At 57.1% G+C, this 14,806-nt stretch carries 13 protein-coding genes; 12 read left to right on the forward strand and 1 reads right to left on the reverse strand.

The features are described 5' to 3' along the window. Positions 1 to 707: 707 nt before the first annotated feature. The 7 genes from CU103_RS27065 to CU103_RS27095 all read left to right on the forward strand — a co-directional run bounded on the left by CU103_RS27065 (position 708) and on the right by CU103_RS27095 (position 8,152). On the forward strand, positions 708 to 1,721 hold the full coding sequence (locus CU103_RS27065) for a UDP-glucuronic acid decarboxylase family protein (protein WP_245449025.1): 1,014 nt from the start codon (positions 708 to 710) through the stop codon (positions 1,719 to 1,721). Then, positions 1,721 to 2,707 (forward strand): UDP-glucose 4-epimerase GalE, encoded by a 987-nt coding sequence (gene galE / locus CU103_RS27070; protein WP_106667200.1) that lies wholly within the window; start codon positions 1,721 to 1,723, stop codon positions 2,705 to 2,707. The genes CU103_RS27065 and galE overlap by 1 nt, the downstream gene beginning before the upstream one ends. Further along, the gene (locus CU103_RS27075; protein WP_106667131.1) at positions 2,704 to 4,548 is read left to right on the forward strand and encodes a glycosyltransferase family 2 protein; all 1,845 of its coding nucleotides are present in this window, start codon (positions 2,704 to 2,706) and stop codon (positions 4,546 to 4,548) included. The genes galE and CU103_RS27075 overlap by 4 nt, the downstream gene beginning before the upstream one ends. Positions 4,549 to 4,566: 18 nt before the next feature. Then, on the forward strand, positions 4,567 to 5,997 hold the full coding sequence (locus CU103_RS27080) for a UDP-glucose dehydrogenase family protein (protein WP_106667132.1): 1,431 nt from the start codon (positions 4,567 to 4,569) through the stop codon (positions 5,995 to 5,997). Continuing rightward, positions 5,984 to 6,538 carry a DUF995 domain-containing protein gene (locus tag CU103_RS27085; RefSeq protein WP_245449026.1) on the forward strand — a complete coding sequence of 185 codons (555 nt, stop codon included), beginning with the start codon at positions 5,984 to 5,986 and terminating at the stop codon, positions 6,536 to 6,538. The genes CU103_RS27080 and CU103_RS27085 overlap by 14 nt, the downstream gene beginning before the upstream one ends. 15 nt (positions 6,539 to 6,553) lie before the next feature. Next, entirely contained in the window at positions 6,554 to 7,498 is a 945-nt protein-coding gene (locus CU103_RS27090; RefSeq protein WP_106667134.1) for a glycoside hydrolase family 26 protein, read from the forward strand. Between the two features lie 135 nt (positions 7,499 to 7,633). Next, the gene (locus CU103_RS27095; protein ID WP_106667135.1) at positions 7,634 to 8,152 is read left to right on the forward strand and encodes a DUF995 domain-containing protein; all 519 of its coding nucleotides are present in this window, start codon (positions 7,634 to 7,636) and stop codon (positions 8,150 to 8,152) included. A 62-nt stretch (positions 8,153 to 8,214) separates the two neighbouring features. Here the strand turns inward: CU103_RS27095 and CU103_RS27100 are convergent, their stop codons facing one another. Then, positions 8,215 to 8,532, reverse strand: a complete 318-nt coding sequence (locus CU103_RS27100) for a hypothetical protein (protein ID WP_106667136.1) — start codon at positions 8,530 to 8,532, stop codon at positions 8,215 to 8,217. Positions 8,533 to 9,126: 594 nt separating this feature from the next. On the opposite strand from CU103_RS27100, the gene CU103_RS27105 reads away from it, so the two are divergent. The 5 genes from CU103_RS27105 to CU103_RS27125 all read left to right on the forward strand — a co-directional run bounded on the left by CU103_RS27105 (position 9,127) and on the right by CU103_RS27125 (position 14,801). Then, a complete protein-coding gene (locus CU103_RS27105) occupies positions 9,127 to 10,158 on the forward strand; it encodes a substrate-binding domain-containing protein (RefSeq protein ID WP_106667137.1) in 1,032 nt (343 codons plus the stop codon). Positions 10,159 to 10,260: 102 nt separating this feature from the next. Beyond that, positions 10,261 to 11,802, forward strand: coding sequence for a sugar ABC transporter ATP-binding protein (locus CU103_RS27110; protein WP_106667138.1), 1,542 nt, complete (start codon positions 10,261 to 10,263; stop codon positions 11,800 to 11,802). Positions 11,803 to 11,821: 19 nt separating this feature from the next. Then, positions 11,822 to 12,802: an ABC transporter permease gene (locus tag CU103_RS27115; RefSeq protein WP_106667139.1), complete on the forward strand. Its 981-nt coding sequence runs from the start codon at positions 11,822 to 11,824 to the stop codon at positions 12,800 to 12,802. A 26-nt stretch (positions 12,803 to 12,828) separates the two neighbouring features. Beyond that, entirely contained in the window at positions 12,829 to 13,809 is a 981-nt protein-coding gene (locus CU103_RS27120; protein WP_106667140.1) for a sugar-binding transcriptional regulator, read from the forward strand. Further along, a complete protein-coding gene (locus CU103_RS27125; protein ID WP_106667141.1) occupies positions 13,806 to 14,801 on the forward strand; it encodes an aldo/keto reductase in 996 nt (331 codons plus the stop codon). Before CU103_RS27120 ends, CU103_RS27125 begins: the two co-directional genes overlap by 4 nt. The last annotated feature ends 5 nt before the right edge of the window (positions 14,802 to 14,806 follow it).

Here is a 14,806-nt window from a genome sequence, read left to right on the forward strand (position 1 = left end):
CAAAAATAATACGATGTCAAGGGCCAGGAAATCTAGCAGTAGCATGTCCACCCCGTTTTACTTTGAAGTTCTCATTTATTACTAGGCCCAGATCCGAGCGATAGGCACCGAAAACTCTCTCCTTCATAACGATTCAAGGTGTCGCCCCAAATCAACGGTGTGCTTTCCAGTTATCTACGCGATCCTGAACCACACGTGAATGAGCGTCCTGGAGGAGGTCCTCCAGTTCCATTCGTTTCCGGACTTAGGCGCGTGAGTGCTTGTGTCCGCGGCGGCCCGAATAACTGGCTGCGGCGCGCCGCCCTCAGGACTTTACATTTTAAGAGTTGCGGGCGGATTGTGAGGGCTGACCGTCGCGGGCTTGCGATGGTCCCAGTTCGCCACACATCTCGAAACGAACACCCGTCCAGCCAGTGTGTGATGATGCTGCGGCAAAGAAGTGCTGTTCGGTGCGGACAGGTTCGACCAATTCACAGCGTTCTGCGCCAAGGCGGACCATTCAGGCCTGCTGATATCCAAAAATGGACGAATTGAATAGTTTCCGGATTCCCTGATATCGCAACTCAGTAAGGGGGACGATATTAGAAATGACGAAATTCGCTTCAGGAAAAAACCGGAAAAGCTCTGTTAGTTTTCAGTGATTTTCACATGTCTTCTTCCTTCGCAAGCATTAACGCAAATATCGTTGTTATAGTTGGGAGAGTTCTGTGAGCATTGTCTTCAATTCGTCTAACTTTCGTTCTGATCGCGCCTCGAAACGACGCGTTCTTGTTGCGGGTGGCGCGGGGTTTCTAGGATCTCATCTTTGTGAATTTCTTTTGCGCGAAGGCCGGACCGTCGTGTGCGTCGACAATTTTTCTACGGGACGGATGGAAAATTTGCGCCACCTGCTGCGCTTTGACACGTTCAGCTATGTACGTCACGACATCGTTGATCCGATCGATCTGCCTGTGGACGAGATCTACAATCTCGCCTGCCCGGCGTCGCCGCCGCACTATCAGGCCGATCCGATCCATACGATGAAGACCAACGTCATCGGTTCACTTAATCTTCTCGAGCTGGCCGCACATTATCAGGCGCGCATTTTCCAGGCTTCCACCTCGGAGGTCTACGGCGATCCGCACGTGCATCCTCAGCCTGAAAGCTATTGGGGCAATGTCAATTCGTTCGGTCCGCGGTCCTGCTATGACGAAGGCAAGCGTTCCGCCGAAACACTTTTCTATGACTTCCACAAGCAATACGGCGTCGACATTCGTATCGTGCGCATATTCAACACCTATGGTCCGCGCATGCGTCCAGACGACGGCAGGGTCGTCTCCAACTTCATCGTACAGGCACTCAAGGGCGAGGATATCACCGTTTACGGCGACGGATCGCAGACTCGCTCCTTCTGTTATGTCGATGATCTGATCGAAGGTTTTCACCGGCTCATGTACAGTCCTCGGGCCATTCACACGCCGGTCAATATCGGCAATCCGAGTGAATTCACCGTGCGTGAACTGGCCGAGCAGATTGTCGCCATGACCGGCTCGCCATCGAAAATCGTCTATCACCCTCTGCCTACAGATGATCCGCGCCAACGCCGGCCCGATATTGCGCTCGCAGAGCGGGAGCTCGGTTGGGCACCGAGCATTGCGCTGACAGACGGCCTGAAGTCGACGATAGCCTATTTCGAACGCCAGCTGGTCAGGCCCAATGGGGAACTCGCAGAGGTGGCATGATGAGTGGGCAGAACGTACTGGTTGTCGGCGGCGCGGGCTTTATTGGAAGTCATACCGCCAAGCTCTTGTCGAGACAGGGTTACAAGCCTGTCGTCTATGACAATCTCTCGACGGGGCATCGCGCATCCGTGCGTTGGGGAACTTTCGTTGAAGGCGACATTCTCGACACGCAGCGGCTCATTGCGGTGGTCGAGGATCACGATCCGATCGCGGTGATCCATTTCGCCGCCTCGGCCTATGTCGGTGAATCTGTCGAGCACCCGGCTAAGTATTACCGCAACAATGTCAGTGGGACGCAGTCGCTGTTGGAAGCTTGCCGGCTCGCCGGCGCACGCAATGTCATCTTTTCGTCAAGCTGTGCAACCTATGGCGTTCCGGATCAACTGCCGATCCGCGAAGGCGAGGCGCAGCGCCCGATAAACCCATACGGTCGCACCAAGCTGATCGCGGAGCAGATGCTTGCCGATTATTCGGTTGCTTATGATCTGGGCTATGTGGCGCTGCGTTATTTCAATGCATCCGGAGCGGATATCGACGGCGAAATCGGCGAAGCCCACGATCCTGAAACGCATCTCATTCCGCGGGCCATGATGGCTGCCGCAGGCAGCATCGACTTTCTCGAAATCTACGGCAACGATTACGATACGCCGGACGGCACCTGCATCCGCGATTACATCCATGTCGCCGATCTGGCACGCGCGCATGTGCTGGCAGTCGAACATCTCGTCAACGGCGGGGACAATATGGCCGTCAACCTGGGTACCGGGCGTGGCACCTCAATCAAAGAAATTCTCGATGCGATCGGGCGCCTGACAGGCCGTAACGTGCCGGTTGAAATGCGCGATCGCCGTGCCGGCGACCCTCCGGTGCTTTATGCTGATCCGGCGCTTGCAGCGGAAAAGCTTGGCTTTCAGGCACTTTATTCCGATCTCGATACGATCATTCGCACGGCGGCTCCCTTCTTTGGGCTGGAGGTGCGGACATGAACACACGCCGTGTCATAGGGGAATCTGCCCAAGACGAACCCTTGTTGATTCCGGTTTTTACCGGCTGGCGGCGCGTGGAATATCTGCTCGGCGCAGCGTTGTGGGCCGCGGCGCTTGTCTACTTTTGGCGCTGGTGGCTTGAACCTGCCAACCATGTGAATCTTGCGGGCTCGATTCTGGTTACGGCTATCCTGGCTTGGGTGACGTTGTTGCCGGCCTATTTCATTGTCCTGTTTTTCCGTGCGCGCCGTCCAAGTGGCACGTTGAGACTTCCGGCAGGAAGCCGCATCGCTATGGTGGTGACAAAGGCGCCGTCTGAACCTTTCGAGGTGGTGGCCGAGACATTGCGTGCCATGCTGACCCAGGATGTGGCGCACGACACATGGCTTGCCGATGAGGACCCTTCTGCGGCAACGCTCGCCTGGTGCGAGAAACATGGCGTCTTCGTCTCCACGCGCAAGGGACGCGCGGACTATCACCGCAAGACGTGGCCACGACGCACGCGCTGCAAGGAAGGCAATCTCGCCTTTTTCTATGACCATTACGGCTACGACGCCTACGATTTTGTGGTGCAGCTTGATGCGGACCATGTACCGGATTCAGACTATTTGTTTCAGATGCTGCGTCCCTTCGCTGATCCGGCTGTGGGGTATGTCTCCGCACCCAGCATTTGCGACCGCAATGCACAAGAAAGCTGGTCCGCGCGCGGACGTCTCTATGCCGAAGCGAGTATGCATGGATCTTTGCAGGCCGGTTACAACAACGGTCTCGCCCCGCTTTGCATCGGGTCGCACTATGCGGTTCGCACCGCGGCATTGAAGGAAATCGGCGGCCTTGGACCGGAATTGGCGGAAGATCATTCCACCACTTTGATGATGAATGCCCATGGCTGGCGCGGCGTTCATGCGCTCGACGCCATCGCACATGGCGACGGACCGCGGACATTTGCCGATCTTATCACGCAGGAGTTTCAATGGTCGCGCAGTCTGGTGATGATCCTGCTGCAGTATTCGCCCAGGCTTGTTGGTCATTTGCCGCTGCGACTGAAATTCCAGTTTCTGTTCTCGCAGTTCTGGTATCCGCTTTTTTCTCTCTTCATGGCGCTGATGTTTGTCTTGCCGATCTTTGCGCTCGTGTTGGGAGAAAACTTCGTTGCCGTTACCTATCCCGATTTCCTGAGCCATTTTCTGCCCCAGGCGATCATGTTGATTGTGTTGGCCTATCGCTGGCGCGCTTCCGGCACATTCCGCTCGCATGATGCGAAAATACTGAGCGTCGAAATGACCCTGTTTCTGTTCGCGCGCTGGCCATGGGCGATGGCTGGGACGCTGGCTGCGCTGCGCGATTGGGCAACGGGTTCCTTCGTGGATTTCCGCGTCACGCCGAAGGGGGCGTCAGAAGTGGATCCCCTGCCGTTCCGTGTGCTCGCACCCTACGGTTTCCTGGCGATTCTCTCGATCCTGCCGGTGCTGCTTATCCCGGACGCCAGTGACAACAGCCGTGGCTTCTATGTCTTTGCCATCGTCAACGCCGTGATTTATGCGCTCCTCCTGTTCGTTATCGTTCTCCAGCACGCTCGTGAAAACACGGTTCGCTACCGCACGCGGGTTTATCGCCCAGCGCTTGCCGCCAGCTTGCTTGCTCTTGTGGCTCTGCCGACCTTTGCAACCGCCGAACGGGGCCGCGACGGCATTGAGGCGCTCGCATGGGGAACCCAAAGCTTTTCCTTGTTCGAGGACCGCTTTTCGGTTGCTGGCGCAGGCGTCGGAGGTCGCGATGTTCACAAAACCATATTCAATCCGCGCTGGCGCACAAACGCCCCCACCATTTCAACGCAGTAGTAAAAGGCAATCAAACACATGAAGATCGCAGTCATAGGAACGGGCTATGTCGGATTGGTCAGCGGGACCTGTTTCGCCGCCTGGGGCCACGAGGTTATATGCGTCGACAAGAACGCTCAGAAAATAGATGGCCTCAAACGCGGCGTTGTGCCGATTTACGAGCCCGGTCTGGATGAACTGGTGGAACGCAATTCAGCGGCAGGCCGCTTGCGCTTTACCTGCAATCTGACCGAAGCAGTGAAGGGCGCATTGGTCGTGTTCATCGCGGTTGGAACCCCGCCGCGTGCCGGTCAAGGGGATGCTGATCTGTCGTTCGTTTACATGGCCGCCCGGGAACTGGCGCCGCTGCTTGAAGACGATGCCATTGTGGTGGTGAAGTCCACGGTTCCGGTGGGCACAGGCGATATCGTGCAGAAGATCATCGGATCGGTGCGTAAAACCGGCGCTTTCTCGGTTGCGTCCAACCCCGAATTCCTGCGGGAAGGCGTTGCTATACGCGATTTCCTGGAGCCTGATCGCGTTGTGATCGGCGTCGAGGATGAGCGCGCGCGCAAGGTTCTCATGGAACTCTACGGTGTGGCTTTGCAAGCGCACAAGACGCCCATCGTGGTCACCCAGCGCCGGACGTCGGAACTGATCAAATATGCCGCCAACGCATTTCTGGCGACCAAGATTACCTTCATCAATGAATTGGCCGATCTTTGCGAGCAGGTTGGCAGCAATGTAAGTGAACTGGCCCTGGGAATGGGTCTCGACAAGCGCATCGGCACGAGTTTCCTCAATGCTGGTCCCGGTTACGGCGGCTCGTGCTTCCCGAAAGATACGATGGCGCTGTTGCGCACAGCCCAGGACTACGGCGTGTCGGTGCGGATCGTCGAAGAAACTGTGACCGCCAATGAAGCGCGCAAGCGCCGCATGGCTTTGAAAGTCATGGATGCCTTAGAAGGTGATGTGGAGGGCCGGACGATTGCCGTTCTGGGTCTCACTTTCAAACCTGATACTGATGACATGCGCGATGCACCTTCCGTTCCCCTCATCGAAACCCTGCAGCGTTTCGGCGCCATTATCCGCGCCCATGACCCCGTGGGTATGGAGAATGCCGGCCGCATCCTCTCGGGTGTCGAGTTTTTTGACGATCCCTATGAATGCGCGCACAACGCCGATGCTGCTGTCGTCATTACGGAATGGGACAGCATTCGCAAACTCGATCTTGCGCGCCTGAAGAAGACCATGCGCCAGGCGGTGTTGATCGATCTCAGAAATGCCTTTGAGCAGGGTGTTGCGGAAGAAATCGGCTTTCGTGTTTCGGCCATCGGCCGATCAACGACGGCTCGGTATGATGGGAGTAGCTCGACCGCGCTGCCTCACATGGCCGAGCGAGTCCAGCCAGGACCAAGAGCGCAGGGCGCTCATTTCGAGACAGCGGGAGGTTCCAATGACAATCTCTAAATCTGAAAGGGCTGGGTTCCTGCGGGGCGCCCGGATGATAACGACAGTTGCTTGCGCCGTATGCTGCATTGCCGCACCGGCTCTCGCCGCGGCGTCGAAAGCGCCTGACCAGCCGGCAGGAACCCGCGCCATGACGCCTTTCGAAATCTACGCACTGTACAAGGACAAGAGCTGGCAGTGGGACAACGGCGCGGGGCATATGATGGATGCCGGGCGGCAATTCACGGCCTGGGCCGATGGAGAGAAAGGCAAATCCTGGGCAGAAGGTCGCTGGGTCATCACCGGGACAGGCGGGTTGTGTCTCAATGCGACATGGCATTCCGGGCAGGGCGCTTTTCCAGCCAAGACCTGTTTCTCCCATCGTATCGGCAATGGAACCATCTATCAAAAGCGCGAGCCCGATGGTGAGTGGTACGTCTTTCGCCACGCCAAAGCACGCGAAGACGACGAGGCCCACAAGCTGGTATTCACCGATCTGGTTTCTCAACAACGCGACAGCATCAAAACCGCGCTTGGCGCGGCCCAGTTGCCCGAACAATAAGAAAAGGAGGGGGCGATGAAAAGTCTCTATAAACTAACCGCAGCTTTGCTTTGCGGTGCATTCGTTTCCGGTGGCGTATATGCGGCCAGCGGTGTGTCAGGAGCGAGTATTGACGGCCGCAACAAGTTTCAGGATAAGCGGCCCATCATCACGGCTGACGCCGTGACACCCGGCGCCTATGATCCGCACGGGGATTATACCAACGATTCCAATTCCAAGATCGAACACCTGTTCCTGCCGTGGGAGGATGTGGATCTGACCACACTCAGTGCTGCGGACGCCTATGCGCGCGAGCGTGGACGATCCCTCTTGATCACCATCGAACCGTGGTCCTGGGCGCGAGAGTGGCGCATCAGCCCGGACGATCTGCTCAATGGGATCCTGGCCGGACGGTACGATTCCAACATGTCGGCGGTCTGCTCCGCCGGAGCAAAGCTGCAAAGCCCGGTCACGATCCGCTGGGCGCAGGAAATGGAAGATAATGACGGGCAGTTCACGTGGGCCTTCTGGAAGCCGGAAGGTTATGTGAAGGCCTATCGACATGTAATCGATGTATGCCGCAAGCAATTTCCGTCGGCCCAATATATGTGGTCGCCGAAAGGAGAGGAGGGGCTGGAAGCCTACTATCCGGGGGATGAATATGTCGACATCATTGGTCTGTCCGTCTTTGCCTACCAGCCCTATGACAAACTGGAGGTCGGTCACGACACGACGTTTGTTGAGCGGACAAAACCCGGATACGATCGTGTAACCCGCTTCGGCAAACCAATCGCTATTGCCGAGCTTGGCTATGAAGGCAACGACGATTACGTTCGCAACTGGGCGGCAGAAGCAAACAAGCCACATACCGAGTTCCCTGCACTGACTGCGGTTGTCTACTTCAACGATCGTGAAGTCTATCCGTGGCCGAGGGATGTCGGCCGACCTGATTGGCGCGTCGCCAACCATCCGCTGGAGTGATCCCCGGCTTTTAACTGAGCGGTTCGACTTTGCACAAGTTCGCGACCCGCTCCATCCCTTTGTTCTATGCTGTTCCAAAGCAAGAGCCCCAACGCATTGTCGCTGGAACTGCCTTATTAGTCAGGAGTGAAAAAAATGTATCCGATCCGTTCAATTATCGTCAGTACGGCGCTGTCCGCACTCTTGCTGGCTGGTAACGCCAGCGCTGCATCCAGGGCACAAGTCGATGATGCGACAGCAAAGCTTGCCGCCGCCGCGCCGCCGATGAAGCCCGTGGCGCTTGAAAAGCTCTATGCCGGTCGCACATGGAAATGGAAGGACGGGGGCGGGTTCTTTTCCGCCGACCGAAACCAGTTTTCCGCATGGACGCGCAAGGGGGCAGCCTGGTCTTACGCCGAGGGGCGTTGGTATGCGGCCAAGGGTGGAAAACTCTGCTTGCAGGCTCTGTGGTCGAGCAAGATGGAAAGAGGCGGCGCAGTCACTTGTTTCCTGCATCGCGAAAAGGACGGCGTCATTTACCAAAAGCCAAGCTTGGGTGGCAGCTGGTATGTCTTCCGGCATAACCCCGTTCAGGAAGGGGATGAAGCGCTCAAGCTGGTCAAAGGCGATCGGGTGAGCAAAGAAGCGGCCCAGCTCAAGGCCATTCGTCGATAAACTCCGCCAAGAGCTGCCAGGGCGGATCATGCGCGGCAGCTCTTGTACGACGAAATTGCGCGCTATACGTTCGGCCGCTTAAAAATGCTTGGGGTAAAGCAACGCGCTTTTTGCCCAAAGCCGCTCGGCGTGCAAACATAAGAATTGCTGTTCATATATTGCGTGGCCGAAACTTTCACCACCTTGCCAGCAGACTTCTTGGCATAACGAATTTCGTTATTGACCCGATATTTGACGAGGTAGACGGTTCGGATCTCTTCTTTTGGTTTGCGGTTTTCCCCGGCTTGTGCGCTTGCGCTGAGAGCCGCGGAAACGGCAACTCCAACGGCCGCTGTCGTTATCCATTTCAAACAATTCCGATTCCCGATAGAAAACTTCATGTCAGTAGCCTCCGATATTATTGTTCTGGAGAGCGTTTTAGTGAACAGGATTTAAGGTTCCGGCCGAACTATCCTGAAAGTTTTATGCAAATTGTTGCTTCCCGACCGCTCCTCGTCCCGGCCGGAAGCGGGGAGACAGTTCCGGCGATCTTATTTTGTCCCGAGCGGGCCCAAACGCGGCCTCACAATGTCAGGTTGCGCAACGCGTGGCAAACAACGTCGAGATTGTTGTTACGCTGCGCGCAGCTACGTTAAATCTGCCGGTTAACGGTCGTGAATTCCGGGGCCTGTCACGTGCGATGCGACGGGCCTTACAATAGATCGATGGTGTCATAACCCGTCTCCAGCCGACCAGCAGTTCAACTCCACGCGCTTCTAAGGTTTGGCCAGGGCGCGCTTGGAGCGTGCGAGTGGTTTGCTGTGAGTAGCATGTGTGAAATATATTTCAGTATATGAATTATATTGACACAATGCCACAAAACTGAAATGATCCAAGGGTCGGGCTTCGGGAGGAAGGTCGGCGTCAATCCATGCAGTGAAGCGCTTGAGCGCTCGCGATCGTTATTGAGGATGGCTTCGGCCAGGGGAGGAATCTTGCGCAATTTTCTGAGCACAATCGCCATTGCCGCGGCGGCGTCGACCTTTTTGGGTTCGGCCCATGCCCTTGCCGAGGCCGCCAATCCGTTCCGGTGCAAACCGGACGAAAAATACGTCATGAACGTCATGGTCTCGGGGGTAGAATATTGGTTCCCGGTCTACGAGATGTTCAAACAGGCCGCGCAGCAGTTTGGCTGCAAGACCGAGTATACGGGCACGCCCGAATATGACGTAAACAAACAGATCGCTACCTTTGACCAAGCCCTGGCGCAAAAGCCGGCTGGCGTCCTGGTGCACCCGATGAACTCCGATCCGTTTATCGAGCCAATTAATCGCGCCATCGAACAGGGCACTGCCGTGGTGACTTTCGCAGCCGATTCACCCAATTCAAAGCGCGTCTCCTACATCACTTCCGACAATGTGGCCGAAGGGACTTATGCAGCAGATGCAGTGGCCAAGGCCATGGGCGGCAAGGGTGAATATGCCGTCCTGGAGAATCCTGGTCAGGATAATCACGACAAACGTGTCGCTGCCTTCATTGCTCGGATGGAAAAAAAGTGGCCCGACATGAAGCTTGCGGGCAGAGCCGCTTCCAATCAGGATCCCACGAAGGCTTACCAGGCGGTGTTGAGTCTGACGCAAGCCCATCCTGATCTCGGCGCTGTGTTTATGCCGGAAGCCAATTCCGCGATTGGAGCGGCCCAAGCTGCGAAGGAGGGTGGCGGCAAGGTTCGTGTGATGCTTGCCGACGTCAATGCCAAAATTCTCGACATGATCAAGGCCGGTGAGATATTCGGTTCGGTGAACCCGAACCAGGGCATGCAGGGCTATATGGGCTTCATGCTGCTTTGGCTGGCCAAGCATCCAGACCTGATCGATCCTATGAACGATGCCAAGCGGTCAGGCTTCAATGCCATGAGCGTGCCCTTTGTCGATAATGGCTTTTCCATTGTGACAGCCGAGAACGCTGACGATTTCTACTGGGACAAATATCTTCAGCGGCGCGGCACAAAGGGCATTGAGGAATAACAACACCCATTGTGTTCGATTGGCCAGCACAACGTCTGGATTACGGGAAGGGGTATCAGCGCCCCTTTCCATCCCTCACACGGGTCGATCCCAGGAGCTATCGTGACCGAAGCACCAATCCTTGAAATCCGCAACCTCACAAAGACATTCGGTCCCGTCCTGGCATTGAGCGAGGTCAAATTCGAACTGTTTCGCGGTGAGATACACGCGCTGTGCGGTGAAAATGGCGCGGGCAAGTCGACACTTATGAATATGATCGCGGGGCTTCTGCAGCCAGATGATGGCGAAATCGTTGTGGATGGGCAGCGCGTCTCCATTGCATCACCGGCTGCGGCTCAGTCACTGGGGATCGCGCTCGTCCATCAGGAAATTGCCCTATGCCAGGATGCCACCGTGGCAGAAAATATCTACATGGCGGCAATCAACCGGCGGCGCATGCCCCTGATGAACTACCAAAAGCTTTACTGCGACGCACAAAGAGTGATGGATCTGCTCGCCCCCATTCCAGTGCGAACGAGGGTTGCCGATCTGTCTATCTCCAATCAGCAACTGGTGGAAATCGCAAAAGCGCTGACGCTCGATTGCAAGGTCCTGATGCTCGACGAGCCGACGGCGGCGCTGACCGAAAGTGAGGCGCGGCGGCTGTTCGCCATCGTGCGCGGGCTCAAGCAGCGCGGCATATCGATTGTTTATATCAGTCATCGCATGGCGGAGATATTTTCGCTGTGCGACCGCATAACCATTTTCCGCGATGGGCGTTACGTTGCGACCGACCCGATCGAGGCGGTTTCACCCGATGATGTGGTCCGCAAGATGGTGGGGCGCGAGATCACCCAGCTCTATCCTGACAAGCTCTTGCCACAGGAGAAACCCGGGCGCGCGATCCTCTGCGTCGAGGGCCTTGCCGACGGCAAGCGTTTTGCCGATGTGGATATCGAAGTGCGCGAGGGCGAAATACTCGGCGTTGGCGGCCTCATAGGCGCCGGCCGCAGCGAGATCGCCCAAACCATTTGTGGTATCCGGGCCGCCGTGGCCGGAACCATCGCACTCAATGGTTCGCCGCTTAACATTCGCCACTATCGCGACGCGGTAGACGCTGGCCTCGTCTACCTGTCTGAGGACCGCAAGGGATCAGGTTTGTTTCTCGATATGCCGATCGCCGCCAATATCGCTGCACTGGACCTCGGCAGGCTGACGGGCCGGCTTGGATTGCTCGACCGACGTGCGGAGGCCCAGCAGGCCAGCTGTTTAACCAGAAGGCTCGGCGTGCGCATGGCCGGGGTCGAAGCGGCAGTCTCGACACTGAGCGGCGGCAATCAGCAGAAGGTGGCGATCGCCAAACAGCTGTCCATCAGCCCTAAGGTCATCATCATGGACGAGCCGACCCGCGGTATTGATGTCGGGGCAAAGGTGGAGATTCATCGCTTGCTGCGCCAGCTCGCAAGTCAGGGTGTCGGCATCATCGTAATCTCGTCAGAACTGCCCGAACTCATTGGGCTGTGTGATCGGGTGATGGTTGTACGTGAAGGCAAGATTGCTGGCGAACTCGGCGCGGACGAACTCAGCGAGGAAGCGATCATCCTGCTTGCCTCGGGCGTGCAACAGACGTCAACACAGCAAGAGGAAGCCAAAAATGTCGCTTAGGCAAGCGGGAGAAACGACTATGGCGGTCGAGATCAAGCCGGCAGGGCGCAGAGGCAATATCGCCCGCATGGCCACGCTGCGCGAAGCCGGTCTGATCGCTATTATTTTGGCGCTCTGCATCGCCATGAGCTTCGCGTCGCCGCATTTCCTCACCTGGGGTAATCTGCGCGCGATGATGATGAGTTTCTCGATCGAAGGCATCGTCGTCGTTGGCATGACCATTCTTCTCATCGTCGGTGGCATCGATCTTTCGGTGGGTTCCGTCGTCTGTTTCTCGATGGTGGTTTCGGGTGCACTGTTTCTTTCCGGGCTCGACCCGTGGACGGCCAGCCTCATCGGCATCGCAGCCAGCGCACTTATCGGTGCAGTCATGGGCTTTTTTGTCACCGTGGTCGGTCTGAACCACTTCATAACGTCGTTAGCTGCCATGGTGATTGTCCGCGGCATGTGTTTGGTCGTCACCAAGGGCACGCCGCTGTCGCTCTTTACCCTGCCTCCTGAATTCAAGGCGCTGGGCCAAGGCAGCTTTCGCGACATCCCCTATGTGATTTTGATCTTCGTCATGGTTGTGGCCATCTTCGACTTCCTGCTGCGGCGTGCAACAGCCTTCCGCAAGGTCTTCTATACCGGCTCCAACGAGAAAGCCGCCCAATATTCGGGTATAAAGACCAGTCATGTGAAGTTCTGGGTCACGGTTCTCTGCTCAACCCTTGCGGGCCTGGCAGGCGTCATCTACATGGCGCGCTTTGGTGCCGCCACGCCCACCTTTGGCGCCGGTATGGAGCTTAACATCATCGCTGCGGCGGTTATCGGCGGTGCTTCGCTCAATGGTGGCTCTGGCACTATTTTCGGGGCAATCCTTGGCATGGCGCTCCTTTCTGTCGTGACCAGTTCGCTGATCCTGCTCGACGTGTCGGTTTACTGGCAGGACATGATCAAGGGCTGTATTCTGCTCGCGGCGGTATCGATCGACCATTTCCTGCACAGCAGGAAATTTTAATCCATTTCGAGGCGACGAGATAAATTATGGCCCCATTGAGCACACGCGATGATATTTCCACCATCCGCCAGTTGCACCAGGCGCTGGTTCTTCATTATGTCGAAGGCAAGACGCAGGCGGAGATCGCCAAGGAGCTCGGTATCTCGCACGCCACCGTCAACCGGCTTATCAAGCGCGGCCATCAGCTTGGTCTCGTCGAAATCAAGATTAAGTCTCCGATCGATCATCTACTCGAGATCGAGGCGCGGCTGGTGGCACTTGGCGGGATCGACAATGCCGTCGTTGTGCCGTCAGTGTCGGACAATCCCCAGACCGCCCTCCAGCGCGTCGGCGAGGCAGCAGCACGATTGCTCCTTGATACGATAAAGAACGGCGACAAGATCTCGATCACCGGCGGCAAAGGGGTGAGCGCGCTCGTCGCAGGGCTGAAGCCGGGCCGAAATTATGATGTCGAAGTCATTCCGGCCACGGGCCTGGTGCAGGGCAAACACTATACTGACGTTAATCATGTCGCTTCGTTGATGGCCGACAGGCTCGGTGGCCGCGCCTATCAGATGCATGCACCGCTCTTTGCTGATACGCCGCAACAGCGCGAGATGTTGATGGGCGTGCGCTCGGTAGCCGACGTTTTTCGCAAGGCCCGCGAAGCTGATGTTGCAGTGGTCGGAATCGGCTCCATTCTGACTGATGATTCGAGCTATTACGACTTGCATCCATCCTCGAGCGCGGACCGAAGCGCCATCGAAAAGTCGGGCGCTGCCGGCGAGTTGCTCGCGCATCTCATCGACCGTGACGGCCGGGTCTGTGACTACACACTCAACCGCTCGCTGGTTTCGCTGACGCTGGATGAATTCGCGACCATCCCCCGTTCGATCGGGATCGCGAGTGGCGCAAGCAAGGTAGCTCCAATCCTCAGCGCAATGCGCGGCAACCATCTCGACACGATCGTTACGGATGAGGCAACAGCCCTCCAGATACTTGACCTCGCCAACCCGGAGGCAGCATGAGCTCCCCACAAACTCTACGCCAGATCGGCAGGTCCGGCATTTCCGCATCGGCCGTGGGCCTGGGTACCTGGGCGATCGGCGGTTGGATGTGGGGCGGCACCGACGAGCAGATGTCGACGCGTGCTATCGAAGCGTCCATTGATGCCGGCGTCAGCCTGATCGACACCGCCCCGGCCTACGGTCTTGGCCGCAGCGAGGAAATCGTCGGCAAGGCCATCAGGGGCAAGCGTGATAAGGTGGTGATCGCCACCAAATGCGGGCTTAACTGGCACTCGGGCAAGGGCAACCATTTCTTCGATCAGGACGGCAAAGCCGTCAATCGCTACCTCGGCGCTGATGGAATTGCGCACGAAATCGAGCAAAGTCTGCGCCGGCTGGGCACCGACCATATCGACCTTTATATCACGCACTGGCAAGATCCGACCGCGCCTATCGTTGAAACTATGGCCGCGCTTGAACGAGTTCAAGCTGCCGGCAAGATCCGCGCCATTGGAGCCAGCAATCTCAGCTCTGGGGATCTCGACCAGTACGTCGGCTCGGGTCAGCTCGACGCTATCCAGGAACGCTACTCAATGATTGACCGGGAGATCGAGGGAAGCCTTCTTCCAATCGCCCGTCGCAACAAAATTGCAACGCTCAGCTATTCCTCCCTTGGCCTCGGCCTTCTTACCGGCGCCATTGATCCCGAACGCAAGTTCGCGGGCGACGACCAGCGCAAGGATAACCCCCGCTTTTCAAAGGCCAACCGGCAGAAAGTAGCACTCCTGAAGGAAGCGATTACACCAATTGCCGCGCAGCACGATGCAACAATGGCCCAGATCGCCATCGCATGGACCCTCGCTCAGCCAGGCATCACCTTCGCCCTGTGTGGTGCGCGGAACCCGGAGCAGGCGATCGACAATGCGCGGGCCGGGACAATCGCGCTCGCTGCCAGCGAAGTTGCCGCCATTGATTTGGCTGTCGCTACGCTTCTGGTGGCAATGGATGCCTGATCGGA

Origin of the sequence: Phyllobacterium sophorae (assembly GCF_003010965.1) — a bacterium.
Classification (GTDB): Bacteria; Pseudomonadota; Alphaproteobacteria; order Rhizobiales; family Rhizobiaceae; genus Phyllobacterium; species Phyllobacterium sophorae.